The following is a 26385-nucleotide window of genomic DNA, read 5'->3' as shown; positions in this document are numbered from 1 at the left end:
GAGCGGACTTGAAATGGACGGATGACTGTCCCGAGTCCTTTGCACTACGTCAACCCCTCATAAACAAGCTTCGTGAAGAAGGCTGGAGTGATTACGAACTGACCCCATTTCTGATCAAAAGGCGCCGTTGGATTTGCCGCAATGATCTCATCGAGAGTTCGGTTCTGGCTCTTGAGCTTGGAAATCCGATCGCGAATCGAGACAAGCATTTCGCGATAATCCCTGAGCTCCGACCCGTTGCTTATAGGATGTCCGTGCCCGGGGATGATGATTGTCTGGCCATCGGTATTTGCAAGGATTGCCTCGACCGCCTGGATTGTGCCGTCGATGCTCCCGCCGGTGGAGTAGTCGATGAATGGATAGATGCCATTCCAATAGATGTCGCCGGCATGCAGCACGTTGGCTTCTGCGAATGTTACGGTGATGTCTCCGTTAGTGTGAGCGTTCGGGTGGTGCTTCAGGATTGCCTTCGTCTGGTTCAATGTGATGGTCGTCTCGTCAGGAAATGTTTCGGTCGGAATGGCGGAGGACGGCGCTGCGGGGAAATTGAAATCCCAATCCTCTACGCGGACCGCGGCCATGAGGTTCTTGCGCGTGTTCTCGTGGGCGAAGATCGTTGCTCCTTCCCTGTTGACCCATTCGTTGCCGTCGGCGTGATCGAAATGCCAATGCGTGTTGACCAAATGCTTCACCGGCGCACTGTCGAGGCCGGAAAGGGCCTCCATGATCCGCGGGCGTGTCGCCGTGATGCCGGCATCCACGAGTAGCTTCCCGTCGGATCCCGTCAGCACCGCGATGTTGCCGCCCGATCCTTCCAGAATGGCAACGTTGCCACGCAATTTGTAGGTCTTGATGGAGGCCATCGCCGCGTCGGCGCGGATCATGTCCACGATACCCTGTGCCTTGGCGAAGGACTGTTGCGGGCTTAGCCAGCCTCCTGTTGCGGCCATCGTGGTTGCTCCGATGCAGCAAAGGCAGAATCCGCGGCGTGAAAGCCTGTCTGTGCTGGTCATGACGTGTCTCCATTGCCGGCGGCATGGCGCTGGCGTGCTGAATGGGCGCTGAGGTGAGGACAGGCTGACCGAGGACGATGTCGCCTTCGGCCAGCTCGCGCATGGTCATCCCCGGATGAACGCCAGCAGATCCCTGTTGATGATCTCCGGATGGGTCGCGAACATCCCGTGGGGAAGGCCTTTGTAGATCTTGAGCGTTCCGTTCTTCACGAGCCTGATCGAAAGCTCGGCCGAATCGGTGATCGGTACGACCTGGTCGTCATCGCCGTGCATGATGAGAATCGGCACGTCGATCTTCCTGAGGTCGTCCGTGAGGTCGGTCTCCGAAAAGACCTTGATGCATTCGTAGTGCGCAAGCGCACTGCCCATCATTCCCTGGCGCCACCAGTTTCGGATCATGCCCTCGGCGATTGCTGCTCCGGGCCGGTTGAACCCATAGAAGGGGCCGCGCGCCACGTCGAGGTAGAATTGGGCACGGTTGGCTGCGAGCGACGTCCGGTAGCCGTCGAAGACCTCCATCGGCGTTCCCCCCGGATTCATTTCGCTTTTCAGCATGACAGGCGGAATGGCGCTGATGAGCGCAGCCTTCGCAACGTGGCCGTTACCGTGCTTCGCAACATACCGCACGACTTCGCCGCCTCCGGTCGAGTGCCCGACATGGATCGCGTTCTTCAGGTCCAGCTGTGCTGCAAGTTCGGCGACGTCGGACGCATAGGTGTCCATGTCGTTGCCCTTGGAGGTCTGCGTGGAGCGACCGTGGCCGCGCCGGTCATGAGCGATCACACGATAACCATGCTGGAGAAAGAACAGCATTTGATTGTCCCAATCGTCTCCGCTCAGGGGCCATCCGTGATGGAAGACGATCGGCTGGCCCGAACCCCAATCCCTGTAGAAGATCTGGGTGCCGTCTTTGGTCGTGATGGTATTCATGGTCATAGTCCTTCCCTTTACCGATGGTGGTCTGTGATCAACTTTGTCTGAGGACAGCCAATTGGACAGCGTTCGGTGAATCTGCAGCCGGAACTGCAGTGTTGGCAGCCAGGTGAACTGCAGAGCCGAGTCAGCTGCGGATGGGCGCGGCCCGGGCAAGTTCCTCGCGCGTGGTCGGCCGCCCGTTGATAGTCTCGTAGACAGCCTTCGACTTTCCGAGCGTGTCCATCAGCGACTTCGGTCCCTCGAACGGACGTCCGCCGATGTGCCAACCGTCGGTATGGAGCTCTTCAATCAGCACCCAGACCACTTCGCGGAAGGCTTCCGATCCCTCGAATTTGACCATCACATCGGTGAGGGCCTTGGCCATGGCGTGTTTTTCCTCGGGCGTGAAGACACCGTCGACCAGCTTGACGTTTACGAAAGGCATGACAATTCTCCTTGTTGCTCTTGTGGTTGGTTATTCGCCGATATCGATGACGATCTTGCCCGCGGCGCTGCGATCTTCGATCGCCCGATGGGCGTCAGACACGGAATTGAAGGTGTATCGGCGCGGATCGAGACGAGGCGTTATCTTTCCGGCCTCCGCGAGTCGCGTTGCCTCGCGCAGGATTTGTCCGTGATGGGCTCGACCCTGGCCGGTCAGCATTGGCAGCAGAGTAAACACGCCCGAATAGCTTGCCGCCCGGAACGAGAGCGGAGCAAGAGAATGGGTGCTCCAGCCCAGGCAACTGACGACGCGACCAAAGCGCGTGACCGCGTTGAACGAAGCGTCCAGGGCACCGACTGTGTCGTAGACGATGTCGAAACCGCGCCCCTTGGTGTGGTCGTCCACATACTCTTCGACTGTAAAGCGGTGGCGATCGATGGCTGTGGCGCCGAGCTGTTCGATCGAACTGCGCTGAGCAGATTTGTCCACGGCGTACACCTCCGCCTCGAAGGCACGGGCGATCTGGATGACCATTTGGCCGACGCCGCCGGCTCCCTGAACCAGAACTTTCTGTCCCGCATGGACCTCGGCGCGGTCGACCAGGCCTTCCCATGCCGTAATGAAGACCAGCGGGATCGCGGCTGCTTCGCGCATGGTGAGGTTTGCGGGCTTCGGCGCGAGCAAATCCGCATCGACCGCGGCGAATTCCGCCAGGGATCCCTGCAGACCGCCGATACCTCCAGTGAGCCCATAGACCTCGTCGCCGGGTGCAAAGGCCGCAACGTCGGCTCCGACCGCCTCGACCGTTCCTGCCAGGTCCATCCCTAGGATCGCAGGAAGCGGGTGCTTGGCATGAGGCGCCTTTCCGCTCCGGATTTTGAGATCCAGCGGATTGACACCGCTCGCTTTGACACGAACCAGCACCTGGCCCGGACCAGCCGTCGGGCGAGCGAGTGTCTCGCGGACGAATGGCGCACTGTCTCCATGAGAAATCATGGCAACCATTGAGTTTTTCGTAGTCATGATCTGCCTGCTCGCTTCGTGAATGACTGCTTGCTGAAGAGCCAGCGTTGCGACAGACCATGGCCGCATCGACCCGCCAGACGCCAGTGAATCGGTGTGAGTTGTTGTGACGCCCGCGCAGCGGGCCGGAGCCGGCGTGATATTACGTGAGCGCAGCGACGCCCCCGCGACTGTCAAAGCAGCTTGAAGGTCGCGTCGCCGGCGGCTGCGGCCGTCCGACCGCGCCTTGCACATCGTGACCGTGCTATAATGAAAAAGGGCAGCTCAGGCACTCTTGCCTCGACTGGAGCCCAGTCGGAATATGTTCGATGAGGCGCAGACCCATTTTGCACCGGCTGATGGCGTTTGCCTAATTCTTTAGGGTATCAGTTTGGCCGATCAGACATCCATTTCCGAATTTAACGCTGCCGGGAGACGTGATGAGCGCCACTCTAGCATGCGTTGAATTTGGTCCATTCCGCTTGTTTCCATCGCAGCGGAGGCTCCTCAAACAGGATGCGCATGTGCCACTTGGTGGCCGCGCACTTGATCTTCTCATCCTGTTGATCGAGAACGCCGGCAACATCATGTCGAAGCAGCAGCTGACCGCGGGAGTGTGGCCTGACGTCACCGTGGAGGAAAGCAGCCTGCGCGTTCACATCGCAAACCTCCGTAGGGCATTGGGGGACGGCAGGGAGGGGGCAAACTACATCGCGAACGTGGCTGGGCGAGGTTATTGCTTCGTCGGCGAAGTCGATCGCCGGAACGCGGCGCGGGATAACGTCTCGTTTGAGCCGCGCCACGAACATGCCAGCGGACTGCCGCGAAGGCCGGCCAGGGTGATCGGGCGAGATGATGACGTCCGCGCCGTTGCAGAACTTCTGACTTCACACCGATTCACGACAATTCACGGGCCCGGCGGGATCGGAAAGACCACGGTCGCGCTTGCCGTTGCTCACGGGCTGATTGAACAGTTCCAAGACGGAATCTGCTTCCTCGACCTTGGCTTGCTCAAACCCGCTGGCTCCGTGCCGCATGCAATGGCTGCCTCTCTTGGACTCCTGGTTCAGTCGGGTGATCCGACTTCCAGCATCATCGGCCATTTGCGAGATCGTCAGGTACTGCTGGTTCTGGACTCCTGCGAACATGTCGTCGACTCGGCCGCAGCAATTGCCGAGGCCATTTTCCAGGGGGCTGCTCGCGCCGGCGTCCTGGTTACGAGCCGTGAGCCGCTGCGGGTCGAAGGCGAGCACGTATATCCGCTGTCGCCGCTGGCTGTTCCACCGGCCGACCATGCCATGGGCGTCGATCAGCTGCTAGAATACTCGTCCGCGCGCCTATTCATTGAAAGGGCCGTCGCAGGAGGTCACAGACGCGAGCTAAACGACGCGGATGCGCAGATCGTCGGCGAAATCTGCCGCAAGCTGGACGGCATTGCGCTTGCCGTCGAACTCGCAGCCGGTCGCGTCAGCACACACGGCTTACAGGAAACGGCTCAGCTCCTGGACAGCAAGATGAAATTGTTGTGGCAGGGGCGTCGCACGGCTATGGCGCGCCATCAGACGCTGAATGCAACCCTGGAGTGGAGCCACGACCTGGTTCCAGATCGGGAGCGCATAGTGCTGCGGCGGTTGTCCGTCTTCGTCGGGCCGTTCACACTGGAGGAAGCCCAGTCAGTGGCGGCAGACGACCACATAGACCGGGGAAGAGTTGTCGAAGCGCTGGGGGACCTCGTAGGAAAGTCCCTTGTTTTTACCGAAACCAACAGGGAATTAAGACGGTATCGGCTCCTGGATACCACGCGCGCGTACTCGCAAGTCAAGCTCAGAGAGAGTGGCGAAGCGGACGTGATTGCCCGTCGCCACGCGCTCCATTATCAGGAGAGACTTGCGCGCAATGGAACGGATCCGACAACCGTGCCGCAATCGTTTGCGTCGCTCGGTCCCGAACAACTTGGAAATGTTCGAGCAGCGCTGGAATGGAGTTTTTCCGGGACCGGAGATGCAAGCCTCGGAGTGCAGCTTGCGGCCGGCGCGGCTCGACTGTTCGCCGGTCTCTCGCTGCTCGGTGAGTGCCAAAATTGGTGCGAGCGTGCACTTGCTGTTCTCGATGGGAACATGGGCGCCTCACGTTGCGAAATGATGCTTCTGACCGAACTCGGCTATTCCCTGATGTTTACCCGGGGCAACAGCGAGCAGGCGCGTTCGGCACTTGAGCGCGCATTGGAGATTGCCGAAGCGCTGGACGACCGGGCTTCGCAACTCCGGCTGCTCAGCGGTCTGCACATGTATGATCGTCGGGTCGGAGACATTGCCGGGCTTTTGCCGACCGCGTTACACGCTGAAGCGATTGCGCGGAATCTTGGAGACCTCACGGCTATTGCCGCAGCACAGGTGATGACAGGTATTTCCCATCATCTGAGTGGCAATCTAACCGAATCGCGGACCGCACTGGCGGCGTCCCTTCGGCGGCCTGCGAGCCTCCAGCGGCTCGCTGCGAATTTTTTCGGCTTTCACGGGGATCCGGAAATCGTGCTGGCCAGGACCTTGTGGTTGCTGGGCCTTCCGGACCAAGCGATCGAAACAGCACATGCTGCTCAGACTTTGGAACAACAAGATCCAGTGACCGCCTGTCTTGCTCTTATCTGGGGCGCAAGCGTGTTTCATTGGGCAGGCGATTTTGCCACGGCAGAAGACTACGTCGAACGGTTGGTCCAGCATGCCGGCGAGCACTCTTTGTCTCCGTATAGGTCGGTCGGAGTAGGCCTTAAGGGCGATATCCTCGTTCGACGCGGCGAGTTGGAAGCTGGCATCAGATTGTTGCGGGAGTCCCTGAACGACTTGCACGTCGAAAAATACAATCTTTACACCCCTTGGCTTAGCTGCACTTTGGCCCAGAGCCTTGCCGCTGAGGGGGACCTCGATCAGGCCTTGAACCTCATGAGGGAAATCGCCCTAATTGCGGATCAAACTGCCGTCTACAATAGGCCGGAATTGTTGCGTGTATATGGAGAGCTGCTGGCGCAAGCCTCAGACCTGCGAGGTGCCGAATCCTGCTTCCTGCAATCTTTGACCATTGCCGCCGATCAGCGCGCCTTGTCGTGGCGGCTTCGAACCTCGACGAGCTTCGCGAGACTGATGGTCCGACAGGGCCGGCTTCCTGAGGCAAGGGTAATATTGGCCGAGGTTCATGCCCTTTTTACTGAAGGTTTCGCGACTGCGGACTTGAGGGCTGCTAGGGCTTTGTTAGACCAGCTCGGAAGGCAAGTCGCCGACTGACGGCGAGGGTCTTCTGAGGGCATGTCCGGTTCGGGTCAACGGACTAAACCGCTCGCGCGGTAGAACGCGACGGCGGCCGGCAGGGCTGAGAGGATAGCGCAACGGGGCGTCCTGTCTTGAGATGAGGGGTTCGCGACCTTCACCCAAGACAGGAGCATCCCCATGACCGACGAGGCAATGAGCCCGTTGCGCCGGCGCATGATCGAAGACATGACGATCCGCAAGTTCGCGCCGAAGACCCAACATGACTACGTGCAAAGGGTCAAGAACTTCGCCGCGTTTCTCGGGCGATCACCCGATACGGCGAGCTTCGAGGACGTGCGGCGCTACCAGCTGCATCTGGCAGCGAGCGGCGTTGGCGTGCCAACGCTCAACCAGACCGTATCGACTTTGCGGTTCTTTTTTAAGGTCACGCTCAGGCGCCACGAGATCATCGAGCATACCCATGTCGTTCACGAGCCCCGCAAGCTGCCGGTGGTGCTGAGCGTGGAGGAGGTGGCGCGGCTGCTCGACGCTGCGCCAGGGCTCAAATACAAGGCGGCGCTCAGTGTCGCTTACGGCGCCGGCCTGCGCGCCAACGAGGTGGTCTCGCTCAAGATCTCCGACGTCGACAGCAAGCGCATGATCATCCGCGTCGAGCAGGGCAAGGGTGGCAAGGACCGCAACGTCATGCTGTCGCCAAGCCTGCTCGACCTGCTGCGGACCTGATGGAAGGCAGCGCGCCCGCAGGGCTGGCTGTTCCCGGGCCGCGATCCGGCCCAGCCGATGACGACGCGCCAGCTCAATCGCGCCTGTCATGCCGCTGCCCAGATCGCGGAGATCAACAAGCGCGTCTCGCTGCATACCCTGAGGCACAGCTTCGCCACGCACCTGCTCAAGCAGAACATCGATGTCCGCGTGATCCAGGTGCTGCTCGGTCACGCCAAGCTCGACACCACGGCGCTCTATACCCGCGTCGCCACCAAGACGATCAGCGAGGTCATGAGCCCGCTGGAGCACATCGCGCTCAAGCTCAAGGAGATCCGGCCACCCAGCTGACGCGGCGCGCATGTCGCGCCCGGCTTTGGAGGTTGCGGATATCCTCCGTGGCCATGGCCCGGCCTGGCGTCAAGCCCATGCCGGCCATGTCAGCCTCGACCAGCTGAAGGTGATGTCGGCGATCGAGAGTTGCCGCACGGCAGCCCTCGGCGGCCATGTCGCGCGCTGCGCGGACTGCGCCTATACGGCGATCGCCTACAACTCCTGCCGCAACCGGCACTGCCCGAAGTGCCAGGGCGCCGCCGCCAAGGACTGGCTCGCCGAGCGCGAGGCCGACCTGTTGCCGGTGCCCTACTATCATTTGGTGTTCACCCTGCCTGCGGCCATCGCCGACATCGCCTACCAGAACAAGGCCGTCCTCTACGATCTCCTGTTCAAGGTCTCGGCCGAGACCATGCTGACCATCGCCGCCGATCCCAGGCGTCTGGGCGCCCGGATCGGCATCACCTCCGTGCTGCACACATGGGGTTCGGCACTGACCCATCACCCGCATGTGCACATGATCGTGCCGGGCGGCGGCATCTCACCCGATGGCCAGCGCTGGGTGTCCCGCCGGCCGGGCTTCTTCCTGCCCGTGCGCGTGCTCTCCCGCCTGTTCCGGCGGCTGTTTCTGGAGAAGCTCGTCGCCGCCCACCAAGCCGGCCGCCTGAGCTTCTTCGGCCAGCACACAGAGCCGGGCGATGCCAAATCCTTCGCGGCCCTTCTGGCGTCGCTGCGCAAGACCGAATGGGTTGTCTACGCAAAGCGGCCATTCGGCGGACCCGAGGCCGTGCTGGCCTATCTGTCGCGCTACACCCACCGCGTTGCCATCTCTAACAGCCGCCTCATCGCGCTCGACCACAACGGCGTCACCTTCAAGTGGAAGGATTACAGGACCAAGGGACCCGGCCGGTTCAAGGTGATGACGCTCGCCATCGACGAGTTCATCCGCCGCTTTCTCATCCACGTGCTGCCCAAGGGCCTTCACCGCATCCGCCATTACGGTTTTGTTCGCAAAAGGCGCTTGCGCCGACAACATCGCACGCGCCCGTGAGCTGATCGCCGTTGCAGAACCTGAGGCCCAGCCCACCGCTACCGCCGACGATCCCACCAAGCCACCTTGTCCATGCTGCGGCGGTCGCATGATCATCATCGAGGTCTTCGAACGCGGTGCAACGCCACGACATCGGCCGACAGCTCCCGCGACCGTCATCAGGCTCGACACCTCATGACCGTGTCACAATTCCGCAAATCTGCCCGTCGCGCTCGCCGGCTCTCGCCCGGCCACGGCAGAGCACGTTCAGCTCTCTGCCTACCGTCGCAAATCGTCGGGCAACCTATCCAGTTCGACGTCACCCGCCACTCATTCGTCAGCCGCTCCACCGTCGCACAACTCGTTGCATCGGCTCGATTCAAACCAGCCAGGTCGCCCGTGGCACTCAAATCCCCATAGAGCCCGCGGCACGGCCTTACGTTCCCTCAAGCGCGGTTTCCTCCCTTGGAGGCTTTCGGACGCCGGCCGCCGGAACACGCCGCGCTGTCCCTCAAGCGGCCGGCATCCGAAACCCTTCACAGAAGCGGCCCTCAACGTTTACGGCTTTCTCGACGTTCGAAATTAACGCATAGAAGGTCGAGCTCGCCTCTTGTGATACCTGCCCGAAAAAATCGGCAGGTAAATTCGGCCTGCATTTTGCGCGGAAGTTCTGGAGCCTTTCCTGCCAAAAAAATGCAGTCCTTGCACGTATCTGCATGATGGGAGTGCTGAGTGGTGCTCAAACCATCCAAGACCTGACGGAGTATGTCTCGAAACTTATTTGCGCCAGGCTCAAGTGCGAAAATTGCATTCACAAGCGGCTTAATTGGATCGCCTGCGAGGATCCTCTCGCCTTGCGGCGTCACAGCTAGAGTTACTGACCGTTTGTCTATAGGAGAACGCCTGCGCTCCAAGTAGCCCTTTCCCTCCAAGTCCTTGACCATCTGGGACACGGTGGCTCGAGTAAGGCCGACGAACTGAGCTAGTGCTGAGGGGGTCCGTGAGAACCGATTGGCACGAGCCAGAAACCGCAAGGCCATCCAGTCTCGATCATGCAATCCCTGTCGGGTACCATCAAAATGCCAGGTATTCCCCGCTTGCACCAGCAGATCGACTGCTTCCCGAGCTGCCGCAATCATCCCGCACCTTTGCTTACATGCCACTGCATGTTCATCGTGGCAATTGGCAGTGCACGTCTAGTTGGGAGAGGTCAACACATACATAGGTTTTGCAACTATGACTTGCGCGCCAGCGATCGATTGCAACTGATTGGCCATAGCAACAAGAGAACCGTTTCGGGCTCCGCTGGGGCACGTCCCAATGGGTCAAACTCGACAAAACCCAGAGTGAGCATTCGCTTTCGGGCACACATCGCGGCCAACCTCGTGGGCAGGGCTCATTGAGCCTGACTGCCGAGCCATGGTTCAAATCCCCTAACGAAGGGGAATCATGCGCTACAAACTCTCCGACGAGGACCAGCACAACCCATGCCGCCTGCACGAACAGAACGCGCGGGTAGCGATTGCCGCGTCTGGCCGGCTCAACCTTGGATCGTGACCAAGCGATGCGAGTTTGCGGCTCAAGTGATGTGCGCCAACGCAGGCTTCCATGCCGATCAGGCAAGCCTGCATATTGGCGAGCCGCGCTTCCACTTGGCCACGCGACCACTTTTGCCGCAGCACGATGGCGCCCCGTGCATCGTGGTCTACGACGTGGAACGAGTTCTTGCCGATATCGATCCCGATCACGGCGACGCGGTATTGGGTGTCTGATACATGGCGTGCTCCTTCTTTGGCACCCTTGGCAGCTTCACTTGCTGGCGGGGCGGGAGCACGGCCGGACCATCCCATTAGCGGACATTCGGTAGCAGCATCTCGCGCATGGGCCGATCAAGGCCACATGGCTCGGCGGCGATCCCTGCCGATTTAGCGAAACCCGCGCGGCGAATCGCCGAAGCGAGCTCGGAACAGGCGATTGAAATGCGAAAGGTCGGAGAAGCCCACCTCCAGGGCGATATCGGAAATCAGTTGCGCGCTGGCGCGCGCCTCGGTCAGAAGTTTGAGCGCAAGTTGCAGACGTAGCTCATTCACGTGCCCGGTGAACGATGATCCTGACAGCGCCATCAGGCGCTGCAAATAGCGAGGTGAAATGCCCTGGCAACGAGCGACCGCCTCGACGCTGAGCCCGGGCTCCTGAAAGTGTGACGCGACGTAGTCGAGGACGGCACTGTGGCGCGCGGCCACGATCGCACTCGCATCGCTCTCGCCCAAGGGAGCGCACTCGCTGACTGCGAGCGCTACGAGGTCACAGGTGTGAGCCATGACGACATCACGCAGCTTGGGGGCGGCCAGAGCCCCCTCCTTGAATGCCGACTTCAGATAGGCCATGAGGAGGCGAAGCGGTTCATTTCGCGGAGGGATCGGTCGCATAGCGAGGCTCTCGATGTCCGTCACGCGGTGCGCAAGCGCCTCGCGGGGCACGGCCAGACCGAATAGTATTCCGTCGACATAGGTGACGGTGGCGGGCTCCGAATGCAGAATCGAGACTGCGCCGCCGGCGCAAAGCTCGATGTCCCGGCCCCGCTGCGTCAGCTGACTTTTGCCGGGCGAGGAGACGATAAGGCCGATCGAGTCATCACCGTCGGCGATGCTCGTCCGCAAGCGCTGGAAGCGCATTGGCGAGCCATTCAGTGCGAGGGTGCGCAAACCACGGATCGCTTGCAGCGTTGCGTCGACTTGAAACGGAATGTTCGCGAGAGGCTCGACATCGGCGTGGACTATCCCCCGCACAAAGCTCTCGCGCCATAGTGGAAGTCGCATCCGCTCCGGATGTTCGCGCGTCGAAAATCGATGCGATACGAAATCGGCTGCGTCCGTAGACATGGGGACCTCCAGCCTTGACAAGACAATGGGTTCAAATGCAGCACAGGCAGCTGTCGGTATCCGTACTTTGCAATTTGCGCACCGACCGTCTCTTGAGGTACGCAGAACTCCAAGACGCTACATCATTTGTCTGCTAGTCTCGTTCACCTGTGATTGATGTTGATGTGAACTGGCTCACGTGGCGACCAGAAAATTGCGACAATCTTTGATTGCGAATATCGCGCGCAAATATCTCCTTTAAGAGGAGGTGAGTGTGATGGCTCAATTTCAAATTGCTGCCATCGGATCCAACTTGGAAATCCCTGGCAGGGTGCAAGACCAAGTCCAACCTTACAACGCTGTTCGCGACTGCTCGGGCTCATCGATCCACGAGCAGAAGTTCTGCAGCACGAAACTATCCTCTACCGATTTCCTGTCGTGCCTTGATCGTCGCATCACCATTAAGGTCCGTCGGACACTTACGTCCCGGCGCGGCTCCTTTTCAGCCGCCGGGTGAAATGGTCGAAGTCTGTCACATGGGACGTCAACCGTGGTGATCAGGAAGGGATTCGATCATGTCCGCCATAGTCGACATGCTTTATCGCGAATACTGCCGTGCCCGTCTCACCGAAATGCGAAAGCAACTTTTGATGCGGGGCGTCGGCGACGAAACCTTGCAGGTGCCTTGGGAGGCCGATGATCCCGCCGATCCTGGCGCTCAGAGGAGCCGCTGGGCGACCAGGGAGCCTCCATCATCCATCGGGTAGCTGGCGCGCGTTATCGACCCTATGAGCGCGAGCGCACCCAGACAGGCCGGCAGATGGATGATCGAACTCACACCTCGACGCGATTGTTCGGCGAAACTTCGCCGGAGTGCAAAGCGGTTGGCCGCGATCTGCGTATCGACATCTGCCGCGGGATCGCGTTATGGTGGATCTTTCTCGATCACGTTCCCAATAACATCGTGAGTTGGCTGACACCGCGCAACTACGGCTTCTGCGATGCCGCCGAGATCTTCATGTTCCTCTCGGGCGTGACCTGCGCACTCGCCTACGGCAGGGCACGGGAGCGCGAGGGCTGGAGCGGCATGATCGACCGTTCGCTGCGGCGAGGATGGGACATCTATGCGGCGTTTCTGCTGCTCACGCTCGCTTGCGTCGTCTTCGTCTACCTTGCGGGCAGCGATGATCTCGCCGACGAGAGCAATACTCGAATTCTGCTCGAGCATCCGGGCGCCACGCTTGCGCACGCCGCAATCCTGCAATACCGGCCCGTCAATACCGACGTCTTGCCGGTTTTTGTGATCTTTCACGTGCTGTTCACGCCGCTGCTGTGGCTACTGCTGAGAGCACCGAACGTGACGTTGGGAGCGTCCCTGTTGCTGTACGCGCTCGTGCACGTCTTCGGTTGGAGTGTGCCAGCCTGGCCCAATGGCGTCTGGTTCTTTAATCCGCTGGCTTGGCAGCTTCTGATCGTGCTGGGCGCATGGTGCGTCATTGAGGGAGGGAAATTCCGGCCATGGATGATGGCGCGCCCGGCGCTTGTTCTTGCCGTTCTCTATCTGGTTTTCGGCCTGGTCCTTGCACAGAGTTGGAGCATCAAGCCGCTGGTCCCGCAAACCTTGAAGGATCTGGTGTTTCCATTGGATAAATCGAATCTCAGTCCGATACGACTGCTGCATTTTGTGGCGCTTGCAATTGTGGTGCTGCGATTCATTCCTCAGAACTGGGGAGCGCTATCAACGCCGGCGCTGAGCTGCGCGAGGTGGTGTGGCGAGAATTCGCTACAAATCTATTGTCTCGGCGTCCTTCTGGCGCTCGCTAGCCACCTTACGCTGCTCGACCTCTCCGAGGGACTTGCGATGCAGATCGTGGTCAGTTTTGCTGGAGTCCTGATGATGATCGGAGTCGGGCGGCTACTGAACGCGATCAGCCTTAAGCGCGAGCGGAAGTCAGGGTGGACGCAGTTGATCGAGAGAATTCCGCCGGTTCGCTAAACCGTAGGCTAAACTGGCAGATTGCGTGGAGCACGGCGAGCGGCTCTTGGCCCATCGCGACATTTGCTGCGGTTGCACAAAGGCGGTTGGTGTCGGGGCGAACCGGACATCGACGAAGATTTATGAGTACGCGCCCTAGAGCTCCTTGCTTAAGAGGGGCTTTGCCGATCAATTTTCTAATATGTTCCGTTTTATGTTCTAGTGATCTCTGCCAGAGACGCCGCCAGCGCCTCGTCGCGACGGTAGGAGGAAGACGCGTTCCATTTGAAAATCGGTCACCGGCGGGAGGGTCCCGCACAGAGAGGGCAATAGCCGTCGGCAGCTTCTCCGAGTTGCCGCTGAAATTCCTTGCGGAGCGCGGCTTCGTCCCATGGTTGCCATTGCTTCTGCGAAGGTTTCTCGCTCGCAGGATCGCGTGGGTTCTCGGCGGCGTCGTCTCCGACCCGTATCACCACCCCGCGGTGGAAGGGGCATTCCGCCACCGCATGCGTCGTCTCGAGCGCGTGACGCACTGCTGCGGCAAGATCGTAAGTTTGTTTGGGCATGTCGTTCCCTCGGTACGCCGAGTGAGAAAGCCCTGTCTCCCTCATTGAGGGATAGGCCGCGCGTACTGTCTGGATCCAGATCGTCGCGCCGCACGATATTCTCGATACAGGCGATCGATTTCGAAGCTTGGCGCGACGTTCTCGCTGAAAGAGCAGGGCGCATTTCGGTTCTGTCGCGTCCCTCGGCCCGCTCAGGAACCGAAGCGAGGCCCGGTGTGCCTAGGAGACCGGGCCCCGCTGACGGCGGCGACGCCTGCGCGGACGTCACCGTGCAGCACGGTCAATTTCGCGCTAAAACCCGCATTTTGCTTTGCGCGAGATCAAATATCGGGGAATTGCGCGTACAGCCTGCTGCACATTCCGCGGTTGGAAGCCGCAATGGGAGGCGAATTCCGTTTTGCCATGCGGCGGTCAGAACAAGCCAGCGGCTAACCCCTACGTTATGGTGCCGGCTTGATCAACGGACTGCTTGGACGCGTCATCGAACTCGACTTCGAAAGCCGTGCTGTCACCGTCTTGTTCGACGGCGACCTCGAGCCGAAGAAGCTCGGCGACGAACACCTGATCGATCTCGACTTGGCATACGTGGTCACCTGTCACAAGTGCCAGGGATCGAGCGCGAGGCGCGTTGTCGTCCCGATCATGGCACGCGCCTGCTCGAAGACGGCTTGACTGCGCGACGTCTGGACCGGTTTCACCGCCGGCGCGGACGGCCGGACTCCACACGGAAATCCGGAAAGCCTGCAAAATATTATCTTATGGCATCGAAACGGTCGTCCCGGTCTGAAAGTTGGGCAGCGCGTTCAAGAATGCGTTCAGATCACTCTCCAGCACAAGCGTACGATTGCCGCATTTCCTGGCGTACAGGTGCTTCTGCTCGATTTCCTGATAGAGCTTGCTCCGGGAAAGTCCGGTACGTAGGCAGACCTCCTCAAGGGAAAACGCCCGCGGCTCGGCCACGCTCTGTGCGATGGCGTTGAATGCTAATGCGGCCGGATCCCGACCGAGCCATTTCTCGAACTCCTCCCTGGGGATGAAAATCGGGCTTGCGACACCGTCCAGGGTGCAGTCGGGGCCGGGCATCAACTCGCTCGTATAATCGCTCGGCAGGCCGACGGTCTCGCCCGCGCGGCCCCATTCCGAGGGCTTCAGCTCAAGATCGACGCCGGTGCGAAGATTGTGGATGTAAGCTCGGAGCGCGCCCGTCGTCAGCGCGGAACGGAGTATCGTTTCGGCCCGATAGGCGATCTCGAACTCCCGATCGTACGGGTTGTCACCCGATCCCTCGTCGCCCAGGGGAGCGATCTCGACATTTTCGTCCCACATGACGCAAAGTTGCGGCAGCTCGCTCCAGTCGGGGGCGATGTTCGAACAGACGCGATCGAAGGCTTCGCTCAGCCGGATAGCGCCTCTCGGAACGATGTTGGGGGATCGCATTGGGACACTCATCGTCTGACTCCTCAGTGCAGGCGGGGCCCGCCGCGCTCAACGAACTTGCGCTTCTTTTCCATCAGTACCTTCGCATAGGTTATCTCGATCATGCGGACGCTCGTTCCGCAGTTTTCCGCGATCACCGTCAGAGGCACGTTCATCTCGATCGATTCCGAGATGTATGCGTGGCGCAGCGAATAGAAGCAGCCGTTCAGATCGAGTTTGGCCTTTCGGACCGCCGCCTTCATCGGACGCACCTGATCGGACGGCTTCCATTTCGATCCGTCTGCCTTGACGAAAATGAAATCGTCCAGCGAGCGCCCCTTCGTGACACGCTTGAGCAATCGCACCGCACTCGGCTGTAGAATGATGTGGCGCGATCCGGTCTTGCCCGAAACTGTCAGGAGCCTGCCCCGGAGATCGAAGTGTCGCACCTTGGCATCGGCAAGTTCTTCGTAGCGCCCGCCCGTACCATAGAAGACATCGTGATCATCGCCCCCTACAACGCGCAGGTCTTTGAGCTTCAAGAGCGATTGCCGGGCGCGCGTATCGGTACCGTCGACAAGTTTCAGCGACAGGAGGCGCCGGTCGTGATTTATTCGATGACGACCTCGTCTCATGCCGACGCCCCGCGGGGAGTGGAGTTTCTCTACAGCGCGAACCGGCTGAACGTGGCGACGTCGCGGGCGAGATGCATCTGTGTTTTGGTTGCCAGTCCTCGGCTGTTCGAGGTCGAATGCCGAACGCCCCGCCAGATGCAATTGGCGAACGCGTTCTGCCGGTATCTCGAGTTGGCTCGCCCGCTTTAGCTGCGTAGCTCCCGCCAGGCTAGCGGGGAGGGGGGACGAATCGGCCAAAGGCCGGTTTTTTCCATAACAATGGATTTGCGAATCTCCGTTCTTGGTAGCGCAGCAGCTCGGATGCTCTTCAAACGAAGCTGAATGCTTGGTCGCGAGACGCCAAACATCAGCGGTCGCATCCGCCAAGGCTCTGGACTTACTTGCGCCGTGCCGCGGCGGGGAAGACCGCCGGTGCGTGCGCAAGGGGCGCCCAACTTCTTCCGGGTTCGCAATGACCTTTCTTCTGTCGGGCGGTGCTCAGCTCTGACCCCGGCCACGTCCCAGGCGCCGCGGCAGAATGTACTCGACGTCAATGCTGATGCCGTGAGGCTCAGCGAGCAAGGCTTTTGGCGCATCAGCGAAGTAGCAGCGCCCCGGTTGAGGTCCGCTCATTGGGGTGTGGCGGACTAGATTTGCTCAGGTGAGTTCTTCGCATTTTGACCCAAAGCGGGCATTGGCGAGGCGGAAAGCTCCTCCCGTTCACCACATTTAAACCTTAAGATTCTACGAAGAGGGCTTACCTCAGGTCGCAGGAACATGCGCACAGTTGTACGGAAGCCATCCGTGGACTTCGGGCAATGAAGGTTTGGCAGACCACCTGTATCGCGGCTGCGATCGCATCCGTGGGACTTTGTCTCGCCGCCGGTAGCAGACCGGCCGCGACGTTGCCGGATGTCATGCCGGAAGCTGCAGCGAACATAGCGGCTCCTGCGAACGCGACGGCTCCCGCGAACATGGTGACGCCTGCCTTGCTCGCGGACGCATCCGCCAGACTTGCGGCAGCGCTTCGGGCAGAACGAATAGAGCTTGACGCGGCGGCGTCAGCAGATTCCACTCCGCTGGGCACCGGGACCGAAATCGCCGATCATCCTGCCGGGCCAAAGTTGGCGTCGTTGGGAGAGGATATCTTCCAGTCGCTGCCGGAAGCACGCGATGCGTCGAACGGTGCTCCGAAAGCGGCGTCGACGCAGGATTTCCGTTATCTGGTCTACTACGTCTGGTCCGAACTGCCGCCCGCCGAGAAACCGGCGGAGATCGTCTTGCGTGCGTTCAAGGACATTCCAGTCGGAACGCCGGCCGAAGAGATCAAGCGCGCTTCCGACGCGTTTGGTCTCGATTTCAATTTCATGATGGCGGTTGCCAAGATCGAATCCGGTTTCAACCCCAATCAGCGCACCGGGTCGTATATCGGCCTGTTTCAGCTGAGCCAATACGAGTTCGGGAAGTTCGGCTTCGGGCAGATTCGCAATCCGCGGGATAACGCCGTTGCGGCCGCCTACAAGATCATTACCGAAGGCGTCCAGTTCGAGTGGATTACGCACCGGACGCCTGACATGGCCGATCTTTACCTGATCCATCAGCAGGGCTGGGAAGGCGCCGGTGAGCACATCAGCCGGCCCGCTCGCACCGCCTGGAAATCCATGTGCGCCACCAGCGAAGGCAAGGAGAAGGGGGAGAGGTGGTGCAAACGCGCGATCTGGGGCAATGCACTTCCCGCGTTCAAGCGCACCTGGAAATCGGTAGACAACGTGACGTCAGAGGCGTTCGTCGGAATGTGGCGCGGCCGGGTCGCCGAATTCTACGCGAAATATGTGGCGACCGCCGCTGCGGCGGCAAGCCAATAATTCCAGTGGCGGCAGGGCGCAGCCACGCTTGGATTGCCTTTAGCCGCCGTGGAGAAAACACCTCACTGGGTAGACCAGGTCCGCTCATGGCCCCAAAACGGACTTGGACGGGCAAGCTCAAGGTCAGCGAAGGGGCCAGCAGCGGACATGGCGATAGTCAGAGACCGGCGCCATAGCTGTTCCGCTCGGGAAGGCCAGTGTTGGGGGGGAACTCAACTTTCGCTTCCGCCGATCAATTTGTCAGAGTTGCCTCATGCTCGACGAGCGCCTGATAGCATTCGCACGACATTCGCTCCAGCGCGCCGCGGTCCAATATTTTAATGACGCCTCGCGAGTAGGTGATAATGCCTTGATCCTGTATCTTGCCGGCCACCTCTGTCACAGATGTCCTTCTCACTCCCAGCATGTCGGCAAGCAGTTCTTGCGTCAGCGTAATGGTATCGCCCGCTGCGCGATCGGCCGACTGCAATAGCCAGCGGCAAAAACGTTGGTCGATTGGATGCAGTGCATTGCAGGCTGCCGTAATGCGAGCTTGGGTTAAGAGGACTTCATTATAGCGTATGCAGAGGTCTCGTATCGCTTGGCTTGAGGCGACTGACCTCCTGAAAGCGGCTGACGATATCCTGCTGGCCGTCATTGGCAATTGAACGTTCACCCGGACGAGCGATCTGTAGAGACCTAATCCCGCCATTGCGCCAATTACGCCTTCGCGGCCGACAGTCGCGGTTTCAATGGCCCTGCCGTCACGCATTACTGCGAGCAACGAAAACATCCCCTGGTGAGGGAAATAGACCTGTTCGACCTCGCTGCCTACTTCGTACACAGAAGTGCCTTGCGGCAACACCACGGTCGTTAGATGGACCGCGAGCGCGCTAAACTCGCTGCCTGGTAGTGACGCGAGCAGCCTGTTGTCGAGCGGCGTGGACGAAGGGGCGTGCAACTGCGGTGTCCGTACCCGGTCGGTCGGGCGATATACCGCAGGGTGATGGGTGCGAGCTCCGAGGGGACGCTCCGCGCGGGATCAGGGTTAAATTAAGAGTACCGGCAGTCCGTGTCGGTCCGGTTTCCATCTTAAGCCGAGCTGCTGCCGATTAGCGCTGAGGTGCCTAGCTATAAGGTCATCCGTGCTTTCTCATCGGAAAGCTGGGTCCTCAGAGCCTCGTCTGTCGGAATTCCGACAATGACATTGATGCAGATACAGGTTCGTTTCTGCCGTAGCTCTGGCACTTCTTCTTATATGTTGGGCGCTTCTAGGAACTAATAGTCAACAACCGAATTGGCCTCTTGGCACCGCCTATGTCCGTTTTCCGACAATAGGAATAGGGTGAAACGCACCCCTGCGCTGGGACGCGGGTTTGAAAGCGCCATCTCGATCATTCAGGTTAGTAGGGCCGATGCAGCACTTAGCTGCCAGTCGCCCGGTTGTGCTCGTCGTTGAGGACGAGGCGCTTCTGCGATGGCATGCCGTAACAATGATTGAGGACGCCGGTTTCGATGTGATCGAGGCTGGAAACGCGGCCGAGGCTATTTCGGTGCTGGAAGCCCGGAAAGACATTCGTGTGATCTTCACGGACATCCAGATGCCGGGTTCAATTGACGGGCTGCGGTTAGCCCACCTGGTGCGAAGCCGCTGGCCGCCGATCAAGATCATTGCAACCTCGGGCGAACTAAGGCTTCGGGACTACGAGCTGCCGGAGGGCGGCCGGTTTTTGCCGAAACCTTATTCTGTCAGGGAGATCACCGGCACACTGCGGGAGCTATTGGACGGAGGGGCAAGCGAGGGCGCATAGTCACCATCATAGCCAAGACTAGCTCGGTGACCGTCGGCGGCCTACACCCCAACCGTACCGGACATTTGTGAGGTTTACTCCGGCGACCGGAGACCGGGCGACGTTAGCCATTCATTTATGTGGGATGCGGTCTCCAACTGTCTGATCTTTCTAAGCATGGCATCCCTGTCGGGACCATTCGCAAGATCGGCAATCTTTTCCTTCAGCCTAGCCATCTCGGCTGCGATCTGATCTTCGAATGCGTGCGGTAAGGATCGGCGACGCCGCATGACACAACCTCCGACTTACGGGTCCTAACCGTAGGGTCCGACGGACATTGCCAAGAGAAAACGCTCAACAGAAAACGCTAGGTCCAAGTCTCAGTTCCAGGATTGGTCTCCGAAAGGGGACCTTTCGGCCCCCTAGCTGCAAATCGAAATCATTGTCCCCGCGTTCAATCGCAGTCCTGTCCCACCTTTTGCTGGGACGGTGCTTGCTCGGCCTCACCAGCCGTCATCTTCTTTGACTGTTCGGTGGGCGCGGGACGGGTCTGCTCGACCGTGCCTGCCGTCCGATCCGGTGACTGCGAGGAGGGTGCGGGCTCGATCTTCTTTGATTGCTCAGCAGCGGTAGACTCGTTCTGCATCTGGCGTTGAGCGTCCTGCGACGATGTTGCGACATTCTCCGAGGCTTTGTTCATCGCAGATGCCGGCGGATGCTCCTTGGAATCAGTTGCTGCGGAACCGGTGGTTTGTCCGGTAAAGCCCGGGACATTCCCCGATCCAGCATCGCGGCTCGCCATGTTGCAGGGAGCCGCATAAAGGGAGCTGGTGCTGAAGGCTAGCACCGCGCTCAAGCACATAAGCCTGTTAGCGATCATAGTCTTTCTCCTTTGCGTTAGACGCTAAACGAATTTAACAAAACTTCCGTTCCTGTGTTTCGGCGCGGCGTGCTTCTCGGCGGTTCAAATTCGCGGTTCGTGTTCCCTGCCTCGGAGTCCGCTCCGGGTCAAAATGCGAAGAACTCAACGTGAGCAAATCTAGACCGCTCTACCCCACTGACCGGACCTCGACGAGGCGCGCCGACACTTCGCAAAAGGGCCGATTGTGTTGCAAAAGTCGAAAGTTGCAGGGCTCAAGAGTTTTCGCGAAAACATTGCGCAGCGATCGACCGCTGACTCGTATGACCTCAATCGCGTTACCGAAGTCGCCTGAGAATTTTGCGTGAGGCCGTGAGGTCCCTCGCATCTTGTACGCGAAAGTCGCGCCCACGGCCCGCAGAATTTTGGTCATCGGCGAAAAACGACTTTTGCAACAATATCGGCCACAAGCCGACTTGGGTCACTTCCCGACAAACCACCTTGTAGGTTAACCTCGCTGGTTGCTTGGGAGGCACATCATGGCAAAGTGGGGTTTTCCGGTCGTTGCATTACTCACGTTAGCGTTTGTCCAGTATTTGGTGCCAAGCGCGCACGCAGCCGAGATCAGGGTTCTGGCGGGCGGTGCAATGAACGCGATCTGGACGGAGATCAAACCGAAATTCGAGCAGGCTTCGGGTCACAAGCTCGATATCTTCTTCGGTACGACGCCAAACTTGATCAAGGAAGCGACGTCGGGAAAGCCATTTGACGTCGGCATCGTACCGGTCGAGGTGATGCAGGATGCCGCAGCACGGGCGCGGTTTGTGAGTGGCCCGACCATCGACATCGCCCGCGTCGGCCTCGGTGTCGCAATTCGTGCGGGCGGGTCGAAGCCGGACATATCGACGTCTGACGCACTGAAAGCGGCGCTGCTAAAGGCAGACTCGGTTGCCTCGATTCCACAGAGTGCGACTGGCTATTCCATCGCGAAGGTGTTCGACCAGCTCGGCATCACCGAGTCGATGAAGGCAAAGATGAAGCCACAGCCGACGCCAGCTCAAGTTGTCGAGGTGGTCGCCACGGGAAAGGCTGAACTTGCTCTGTTCTTGATGAACGTGTTGATGGCTCCGGGCCTCGACCTAGTTGGCCCGTTTCCAGCTGAGGTGCAGCAGGACGTCGTATTCACGGGCGCACTAGGCATGGAGACTAGGGAAGTCGCGGCGGCAAGAGCCCTTCTCGACTACTTGAAGACACAGGACGCCGAGGCGGTAATCAAAGGCAAGGGCATGCATCCCGGTTAATGTTTACGTCAGATGATGCACATGACGTCTGCTAAGGGCCGATTGTGTTGCAAAAGTCGAAAGTTGCAGGCTCAAGAGTTTTCGCGAAAACATTGCGCAGCGATCGACCGCTGACTCGTATGACCTCAATCGCGTTACCGAAGTCGCCTGAGAATTTTGCGTGAGGCCGTGAGGTCCCTCGCATCTTGTACGCGAAAGTCGCGCCCACGGCCCGCAGAATTTTGGTCATCGGCGAAAAACGACTTTTGCAACAATATCGGCCAATAGGCGACTTGGCGAGGATGGCCTCTTCTCGCGCAAGGCGGACATTCGGTCGGGCCGATAGTTCGCAAGAGAGCCGATGCTATCTGAGAAGTCCGGCATTTCTTGATCACAAATTTCCAGCAGAGTGACCGCGAAGCATCGACAATCCGCGGACTGACGCACCGCGGCAAGGTGACCCTATTTGACCCTATTCGATCAGAAGTGCTGTGAAAAAGTTGATCCGCGCAAGTCTGGTTTCGGTCGATAGTTCGGGTAAGCTGCGACAATTGCGGAAAGATCAAAAACACCTTGGGAGGAAATGATGCTCGACACCACGCCTAATGCGCGCATCCAGGCCTTTCTCGACAAATTCGAAGCGGCGCTTGTGGCAGGCGACCTGGACGCCGCTGTAGCGATGTTCGCACCCGAGTGCTACTGGCGCGACCTGGTGGCCTTCACTTGGAACGTCAAAACCATGGAAGGTCGCGATCAGATCCGCGAGATGCTCAACTCTTGCTTAGCGCACGCAAAGCCACGCAATTGGAAAATTGCCGACGAGGAAAGCGCTACCGAAGCCGATGGAGTGACCGAATGCTGGATCTCGTTCGAGACCGAGGTCGCGCGCGGCTACGGTCTAATCCGTCTCCAGAACGGCCAGATCTGGACGCTGCTGACGACGATGGTCGAACTGAAAGGTCACGAGGAAAAAGCGGGCTTTACCCGGCCGCTTGGCGCCCGCCACGGCGTCAATCCCGGCGCCAAAACCTGGAAGGAATTGCGGGACGAGGAAACCGAGCAGCTCGGCCTTAAGACGCAGCCGTACGTGCTCATCATCGGCGGCGGCCAGGGAGGCATCGCACTCGGCGCGCGGCTGCGCCAGCTCGGCGTGCCCACCATCATCGTCGAGAGGAACGGCCGTCCCGGCGACTCATGGCGCAACCGCTACAAGTCGCTCTGCCTGCATGACCCGGTCTGGTACGATCATTTGCCCTACATCGACTTTCCGAAGAACTGGCCGGTGTTTTCGCCCAAGGACAAGATCGGCGACTGGCTGGAGATGTACACCAAGGTCATGGAGCTGAACTACTGGACCGGCACCACGGCCAAACACGCTGACTGGGACGACGCCAAAAAGGAATGGACGGTCGTCGTCGAGCGCGATGGCAGGGAGATTACGCTCAAGCCGAAGCAGCTGGTTTTTGCGACCGGCATGTCCGCCAAGCCGAACATGCCGCAATTCAAGGGCATGGATACCTTCAAGGGTGAACAGCACCATTCCTCGCGCCACCCAGGTCCCGATCGCTACAAGGGCAAGAAGGTAGTGGTGATTGGCTCGAACAATTCCGCGCATGACATCTGCGCCGCGCTGTATGAGGCCGGCGTCGACGTGACCATGGTGCAGCGCTCGACGACCCATGTCGTGCGCTCGGATTCGCTGATGGCATCCATCGCCGACCTCTACTCAGAGCGCGCCGTCCGCGGTGGCATGACGACAGCCAAGGCCGATCTTATTTTCGCCTCGCTGCCTTATAAGATCCTGCATCAGTTGCAGAAGCCGGTTTATGACAAGATCCGAAAGGAAGACGCCGATTTTTATGCAGGGTTGACGAGAGCCGGTTTTCGACTCGACTTCGGCGACGACGATTCCGGTCTGTTCATGAAGTACTTGCGTCGCGGCTCGGGCTATTACATCGACGTTGGCGCCTCGCAGCTCATCATCGATGGAAAGGTCAAGTTGGTCGCAGGCCAGGTCGAGGAAATCACGCCCAACGGCGTCAGACTAGACAATGGAAGGGAGCTGCCCGCTGATGTAATCGTCTACGCCACAGGCTACAGTTCGATGAACGGCTTTGTCGCTGACCTGATCAGCCGGGAGATGTCCGACAAGGTTGGCAAGGTCTGGGGACTAGGCTCGAATACCACCAAGGATCCCGGCCCATGGGAAGGCGAACAGCGCAACATGTGGAAGCCGACTCTACACGAAGGGCTATGGTTCCAGGGTGGCAATCTGCACCAGTCACGCCACTACTCGCAATTCCTTTCCCTACAGTTGAAAGCCCGCTATGAGGGCATCCCGACCCCGGTCTATGGCCTGCAAGCCGTCCATCACAAGGCATAAGCTTCGTAGTACACGGGTTGTGTTCGCGGATTGGCGTCGCCCATTGCTGCATGGGCCTGGCAACCTCGTGCGCACTCCGCATCGAAGATCCTCTGGTCAGCCGCGCTAGTTAGCCTGTGTCGCGTCGACCGGTTGAGCCGGCGATACAAGGCGGACATCAAAGATAGTTGTCGGCCCGGTCTGTGCGAATCTCCGTTCCTGATCGTGCAGCAACTCGGATGTTCTTCAAACGAAGCTGAATGCTCGCTCGCGAGACCTCAAATGCGTCAGCGACCGAACCCGTCAAAGCTGTGGACCTACTTGCGCCGCACGCGGTTTTCCGCGCGGCAACGAAGGCCGCCCGTATCGCGCAAGGGGCGACCAACACCTTCCGGGTCGCAGTGACTTTCGTTCTGTCAGGCGGCTTTCAGCCCTGACCCGGGCCACGTCCTAGGCGCCGCGGCAGAATGTACTCGACGTCAATGCTAATGCCGTCCCCGCTCAGGGGGGTCGCTGTGTAGACCGCAGAGACGGCTAATTCGAAGAAGCTCCCGATCGTGAGGTAGCCGATCGTGAGCGCCGACTCTCCGCTTGGAGGGCCGCCGAGCAGCAACTCCGCGATGTGGCAGCAATCGTCCATCGTCGCCGCGAGCGGTGGAAGCGTGATGAGCTCGCCAGTGCGCTGAGAGATTTTGGCTGGATCGGCGAATTTGGGCTCGCGCCCAATAACGGCGCCCGCGTTGATCAAAGGTACGAAGAATTTCGCGACCTGCGCCGGCTGACCGGTGATATTTTGAATGTTGACCTCGGTCGCGTACACGCCCGGCCGGGCGCCTGCGGTACAGCAGCAGTTCGTCTCGGTCTGCCTGCCGCACACGACCTTCACGCTGTGCACGAGGAACTCGGCTTGAGGTGGTACGGCAGCGGCGGCGAGCAAGTCGCTGAACGGATGCGGGAGCCGGTCACTACCTGAGCCCGTCGGATTCTTGGCCATTTCGATCTCCACGGTGGTTTGCGGAAGACGACCTCCACGCCCATCTTACGCCAGACTCGACGCAATCCTGTGAGATGGCTCACACACTTGGAGGAAACCGCGACAGGCCCGCAGCTCCTCGCAAGCAGTGTAACGGACCGTCAGGCGACGATCACTCGATTATCCTTTGAAGGGCGACAAGAGACGCTAAGACAAGCAACAGGGCTCCGGCGAAGGTGATGCCAAGGAAAACATTATGCATGACGCCGCATCTCCCATTCACCGCTCTCCCAGCCACCTTGTTGACGACCGGGACCGGATCACCAAATAGCCCCCTCAGCCGTCGGAGTCGTGGGCGGCATTTTTCCAGGTGTGAGCGCGGTTAGCCGCAACGATTAAGTTGGGTAATAGCATCATCGCCGTGTCTCGAGCTGGGACTTCGAAGCAGTGGTAGTCAAGGGTTCGAGGCTTGCCATCAGTTTTGCCTGCGCTTGCCCCAACCCTTCCTTCAAGCTGTCCAGCAAAGACAATTCGGCGACCGCAGGTGGCGTCGTGGCTTTGTCGTTCCTCGAGTGTTCGATATTCGTCTTTGACGCTGCACGATGAACAGCAACCTTCCTCGAACGTTCTCGGTTTACGAGATTCGCCGTTATCGGTACTTCGCCAACCGGCGCCGCAGTTATCGTCCGGCGAGGAGGGACGACAGCTGCAACAGCTGCTTGTGGCGATCGTTCAGCAAACTCCAGGACGGTCGACGGCGAGACAGTCGTCGGCAAACTCGTGTCGATAATGAGTCGTTCGGGCAACCGTTCGGCCGAGGCTATCCTTATGGCTGGCCTGTCGGTCGAGCCACCGCTTGGTTCCGCCACGTGCTGCGGCAAACACCACCCCAATGCGATCAGCAATAGGACAAGGGCGCTGCCAACAAACCCGAAATATTTGATCAACGGCATGGGTCGCCTCCCATTCGAGACGACTTTGAAACTGGAATTCTTAGCAGATCGCTAAAGGAAGATTAAAAATGGAAATGTGGTTATCAGCGACGCTGCGATGAAGAAGCGACGCCATTACACCGAGGTTGGTGACTTCTGAACGACTTAGCTGGATGGCTCGTTCGAAACGAGCGGAGCCTTCGGCTCGGT

20 protein-coding genes and 3 pseudogenes are annotated in these 26385 nt (G+C 59.6%); 10 read left to right on the top strand and 13 right to left on the bottom strand.

The genetic code is table 11. The annotated features are described in order from the left end of the window. Positions 1-44: 44 nt before the first annotated feature. From K3F49_RS26105 to K3F49_RS26090, 4 genes are all read right to left on the bottom strand, one after another. On the bottom strand, positions 45-1013 hold the full coding sequence (locus tag K3F49_RS26105; protein ID WP_234683777.1) for an MBL fold metallo-hydrolase: 969 nt from the start codon (positions 1011-1013) through the stop codon (positions 45-47). Between the two features lie 105 nt (positions 1014-1118). After that, positions 1119-1943 (bottom strand): alpha/beta fold hydrolase, encoded by an 825-nt coding sequence (locus K3F49_RS26100; protein WP_234683799.1) that lies wholly within the window; start codon positions 1941-1943, stop codon positions 1119-1121. 130 nt (positions 1944-2073) lie between these two features. Continuing rightward, positions 2074-2373, bottom strand: a complete 300-nt coding sequence (locus K3F49_RS26095) for a tautomerase family protein (RefSeq protein WP_234683776.1) — start codon at positions 2371-2373, stop codon at positions 2074-2076. Between the two features lie 30 nt (positions 2374-2403). Continuing rightward, complete coding sequence (locus K3F49_RS26090) at positions 2404-3378, bottom strand: zinc-dependent alcohol dehydrogenase family protein (RefSeq protein ID WP_452101123.1); 975 nt, start codon at positions 3376-3378, stop codon at positions 2404-2406. A gap of 437 nt (positions 3379-3815) precedes the next feature. On the opposite strand from K3F49_RS26090, the gene K3F49_RS26085 reads away from it, so the two are divergent. The 3 genes and pseudogenes from K3F49_RS26085 to K3F49_RS26075 all read left to right on the top strand — a co-directional run bounded on the left by K3F49_RS26085 (position 3816) and on the right by K3F49_RS26075 (position 8902). Next, positions 3816-6653 (top strand): ATP-binding protein, encoded by a 2838-nt coding sequence (locus K3F49_RS26085; RefSeq protein ID WP_234683774.1) that lies wholly within the window; start codon positions 3816-3818, stop codon positions 6651-6653. Positions 6654-6815: 162 nt separating this feature from the next. After that, positions 6816-7691: pseudogene (locus tag K3F49_RS26080) on the top strand (tyrosine-type recombinase/integrase). A gap of 10 nt (positions 7692-7701) precedes the next feature. After that, positions 7702-8902 (top strand): annotated as a pseudogene (locus tag K3F49_RS26075) (IS91 family transposase). A gap of 352 nt (positions 8903-9254) precedes the next feature. Here K3F49_RS26075 and K3F49_RS26070 read toward each other — a convergent pair. The 3 genes and pseudogenes from K3F49_RS26070 to K3F49_RS26060 all read right to left on the bottom strand — a co-directional run bounded on the left by K3F49_RS26070 (position 9255) and on the right by K3F49_RS26060 (position 11585). Next, the gene (locus K3F49_RS26070) at positions 9255-9842 is read right to left on the bottom strand and encodes a MarR family winged helix-turn-helix transcriptional regulator (RefSeq protein ID WP_276575424.1); all 588 of its coding nucleotides are present in this window, start codon (positions 9840-9842) and stop codon (positions 9255-9257) included. Between the two features lie 402 nt (positions 9843-10244). Continuing rightward, positions 10245-10480: pseudogene (locus K3F49_RS26065) on the bottom strand (IS110 family transposase); the annotation flags it as partial. A 148-nt stretch (positions 10481-10628) separates the two neighbouring features. Continuing rightward, positions 10629-11585, bottom strand: a complete 957-nt coding sequence (locus tag K3F49_RS26060) for a helix-turn-helix transcriptional regulator (RefSeq protein WP_234683773.1) — start codon at positions 11583-11585, stop codon at positions 10629-10631. A 799-nt stretch (positions 11586-12384) separates the two neighbouring features. Here K3F49_RS26060 and K3F49_RS26055 point away from each other — a divergent pair. Both K3F49_RS26055 and K3F49_RS26050 read left to right on the top strand, forming a co-directional pair. Next, positions 12385-13560, top strand: coding sequence for an OpgC family protein (locus K3F49_RS26055; protein WP_234683772.1), 1176 nt, complete (start codon positions 12385-12387; stop codon positions 13558-13560). Between the two features lie 998 nt (positions 13561-14558). After that, positions 14559-14777, top strand: a complete 219-nt coding sequence (locus tag K3F49_RS26050; protein ID WP_234683771.1) for a hypothetical protein — start codon at positions 14559-14561, stop codon at positions 14775-14777. Positions 14778-14861: 84 nt separating this feature from the next. Here K3F49_RS26050 and K3F49_RS26045 read toward each other — a convergent pair whose 3' ends face one another. Continuing rightward, on the bottom strand, positions 14862-15542 hold the full coding sequence (locus tag K3F49_RS26045) for a helix-turn-helix domain-containing protein (protein ID WP_234683770.1): 681 nt from the start codon (positions 15540-15542) through the stop codon (positions 14862-14864). Positions 15543-15565: 23 nt separating this feature from the next. Then, complete coding sequence (locus K3F49_RS26040) at positions 15566-16063, bottom strand: tyrosine-type recombinase/integrase (RefSeq protein WP_234683769.1); 498 nt, start codon at positions 16061-16063, stop codon at positions 15566-15568. Between K3F49_RS26040 and K3F49_RS26035 the strand changes: the two genes are divergently transcribed. Together K3F49_RS26035 and K3F49_RS26030 are read left to right on the top strand one after the other, a co-directional pair. Further along, positions 15962-16345, top strand: a complete 384-nt coding sequence (locus K3F49_RS26035; RefSeq protein WP_346657351.1) for a C-terminal helicase domain-containing protein — start codon at positions 15962-15964, stop codon at positions 16343-16345. The two genes, K3F49_RS26040 and K3F49_RS26035, sit on opposite strands and share 102 nt — an antisense overlap. A gap of 608 nt (positions 16346-16953) precedes the next feature. After that, complete coding sequence (locus tag K3F49_RS26030; RefSeq protein ID WP_234683767.1) at positions 16954-18000, top strand: transglycosylase SLT domain-containing protein; 1047 nt, start codon at positions 16954-16956, stop codon at positions 17998-18000. Between the two features lie 232 nt (positions 18001-18232). On the opposite strand, the gene K3F49_RS26025 is transcribed toward K3F49_RS26030, so the two are convergent. Further along, positions 18233-18940 (bottom strand): Crp/Fnr family transcriptional regulator, encoded by a 708-nt coding sequence (locus K3F49_RS26025; RefSeq protein ID WP_234683766.1) that lies wholly within the window; start codon positions 18938-18940, stop codon positions 18233-18235. A 454-nt stretch (positions 18941-19394) separates the two neighbouring features. On the opposite strand from K3F49_RS26025, the gene K3F49_RS26020 reads away from it, so the two are divergent. Continuing rightward, positions 19395-19790, top strand: coding sequence for a response regulator (locus tag K3F49_RS26020; RefSeq protein ID WP_234683765.1), 396 nt, complete (start codon positions 19395-19397; stop codon positions 19788-19790). 433 nt (positions 19791-20223) lie between these two features. Here the strand turns inward: K3F49_RS26020 and K3F49_RS26015 are convergent, their stop codons facing one another. Continuing rightward, complete coding sequence (locus tag K3F49_RS26015) at positions 20224-20649, bottom strand: hypothetical protein (RefSeq protein WP_234683764.1); 426 nt, start codon at positions 20647-20649, stop codon at positions 20224-20226. 518 nt (positions 20650-21167) lie between these two features. Between K3F49_RS26015 and K3F49_RS26010 the strand changes: the two genes are divergently transcribed. Together K3F49_RS26010 and K3F49_RS26005 are read left to right on the top strand one after the other, a co-directional pair. Then, the gene (locus K3F49_RS26010) at positions 21168-21929 is read left to right on the top strand and encodes a molybdate ABC transporter substrate-binding protein (RefSeq protein WP_234683763.1); all 762 of its coding nucleotides are present in this window, start codon (positions 21168-21170) and stop codon (positions 21927-21929) included. Between the two features lie 565 nt (positions 21930-22494). Then, positions 22495-24291 (top strand): NAD(P)/FAD-dependent oxidoreductase, encoded by a 1797-nt coding sequence (locus K3F49_RS26005; RefSeq protein WP_234683762.1) that lies wholly within the window; start codon positions 22495-22497, stop codon positions 24289-24291. 406 nt (positions 24292-24697) lie between these two features. On the opposite strand, the gene K3F49_RS26000 is transcribed toward K3F49_RS26005, so the two are convergent. Both K3F49_RS26000 and K3F49_RS25995 read right to left on the bottom strand, forming a co-directional pair. After that, positions 24698-25264: a hypothetical protein gene (locus K3F49_RS26000; protein WP_234683761.1), complete on the bottom strand. Its 567-nt coding sequence runs from the start codon at positions 25262-25264 to the stop codon at positions 24698-24700. A gap of 392 nt (positions 25265-25656) precedes the next feature. After that, positions 25657-26196: a hypothetical protein gene (locus K3F49_RS25995; protein ID WP_234683760.1), complete on the bottom strand. Its 540-nt coding sequence runs from the start codon at positions 26194-26196 to the stop codon at positions 25657-25659. Positions 26197-26385 lie beyond the last annotated feature (189 nt).

It is taken from the genome of Bradyrhizobium monzae, from assembly GCF_021458635.1.
Lineage (GTDB): Bacteria > Pseudomonadota > Alphaproteobacteria > Rhizobiales > Xanthobacteraceae > Bradyrhizobium.
The sequence above is the reverse complement of the archived record's forward strand: the minus strand, read 5'-3'. Positions and strand labels throughout refer to the sequence as shown.

Bases quoted from the DNA above. Each gene is read 5' to 3' on its own strand.
- K3F49_RS26000 (WP_234683761.1), bottom strand. From the start codon at position 25,264: ATGGCCAAGAATCCGACGGGCTCAGGTAGTGACCGGCTCCCGCATCCG.
- K3F49_RS26005 (WP_234683762.1), top strand. From the start codon at position 22,495: ATGCTCGACACCACGCCTAATGCGCGCATCCAGGCCTTTCTCGACAAA.
- K3F49_RS26070 (WP_276575424.1), bottom strand. From the start codon at position 9,842: ATGATTGCGGCAGCTCGGGAAGCAGTCGATCTGCTGGTGCAAGCGGGG.
- K3F49_RS26105 (WP_234683777.1), bottom strand. From the start codon at position 1,013: ATGACCAGCACAGACAGGCTTTCACGCCGCGGATTCTGCCTTTGCTGC.
- K3F49_RS26060 (WP_234683773.1), bottom strand. From the start codon at position 11,585: ATGTCTACGGACGCAGCCGATTTCGTATCGCATCGATTTTCGACGCGC.
- K3F49_RS26085 (WP_234683774.1), top strand. From the start codon at position 3,816: ATGAGCGCCACTCTAGCATGCGTTGAATTTGGTCCATTCCGCTTGTTT.
- K3F49_RS26015 (WP_234683764.1), bottom strand. From the start codon at position 20,649: ATGATCGCTAACAGGCTTATGTGCTTGAGCGCGGTGCTAGCCTTCAGC.
- K3F49_RS25995 (WP_234683760.1), bottom strand. From the start codon at position 26,196: ATGCCGTTGATCAAATATTTCGGGTTTGTTGGCAGCGCCCTTGTCCTA.
- K3F49_RS26020 (WP_234683765.1), top strand. From the start codon at position 19,395: ATGCAGCACTTAGCTGCCAGTCGCCCGGTTGTGCTCGTCGTTGAGGAC.
- K3F49_RS26030 (WP_234683767.1), top strand. From the start codon at position 16,954: ATGAAGGTTTGGCAGACCACCTGTATCGCGGCTGCGATCGCATCCGTG.
- K3F49_RS26100 (WP_234683799.1), bottom strand. From the start codon at position 1,943: ATGAATACCATCACGACCAAAGACGGCACCCAGATCTTCTACAGGGAT.
- K3F49_RS26095 (WP_234683776.1), bottom strand. From the start codon at position 2,373: ATGCCTTTCGTAAACGTCAAGCTGGTCGACGGTGTCTTCACGCCCGAG.
- K3F49_RS26045 (WP_234683770.1), bottom strand. From the start codon at position 15,542: ATGCGATCCCCCAACATCGTTCCGAGAGGCGCTATCCGGCTGAGCGAA.
- K3F49_RS26055 (WP_234683772.1), top strand. From the start codon at position 12,385: ATGGATGATCGAACTCACACCTCGACGCGATTGTTCGGCGAAACTTCG.
- K3F49_RS26010 (WP_234683763.1), top strand. From the start codon at position 21,168: ATGGCAAAGTGGGGTTTTCCGGTCGTTGCATTACTCACGTTAGCGTTT.
- K3F49_RS26090 (WP_452101123.1), bottom strand. From the start codon at position 3,378: ATGGTTGCCATGATTTCTCATGGAGACAGTGCGCCATTCGTCCGCGAG.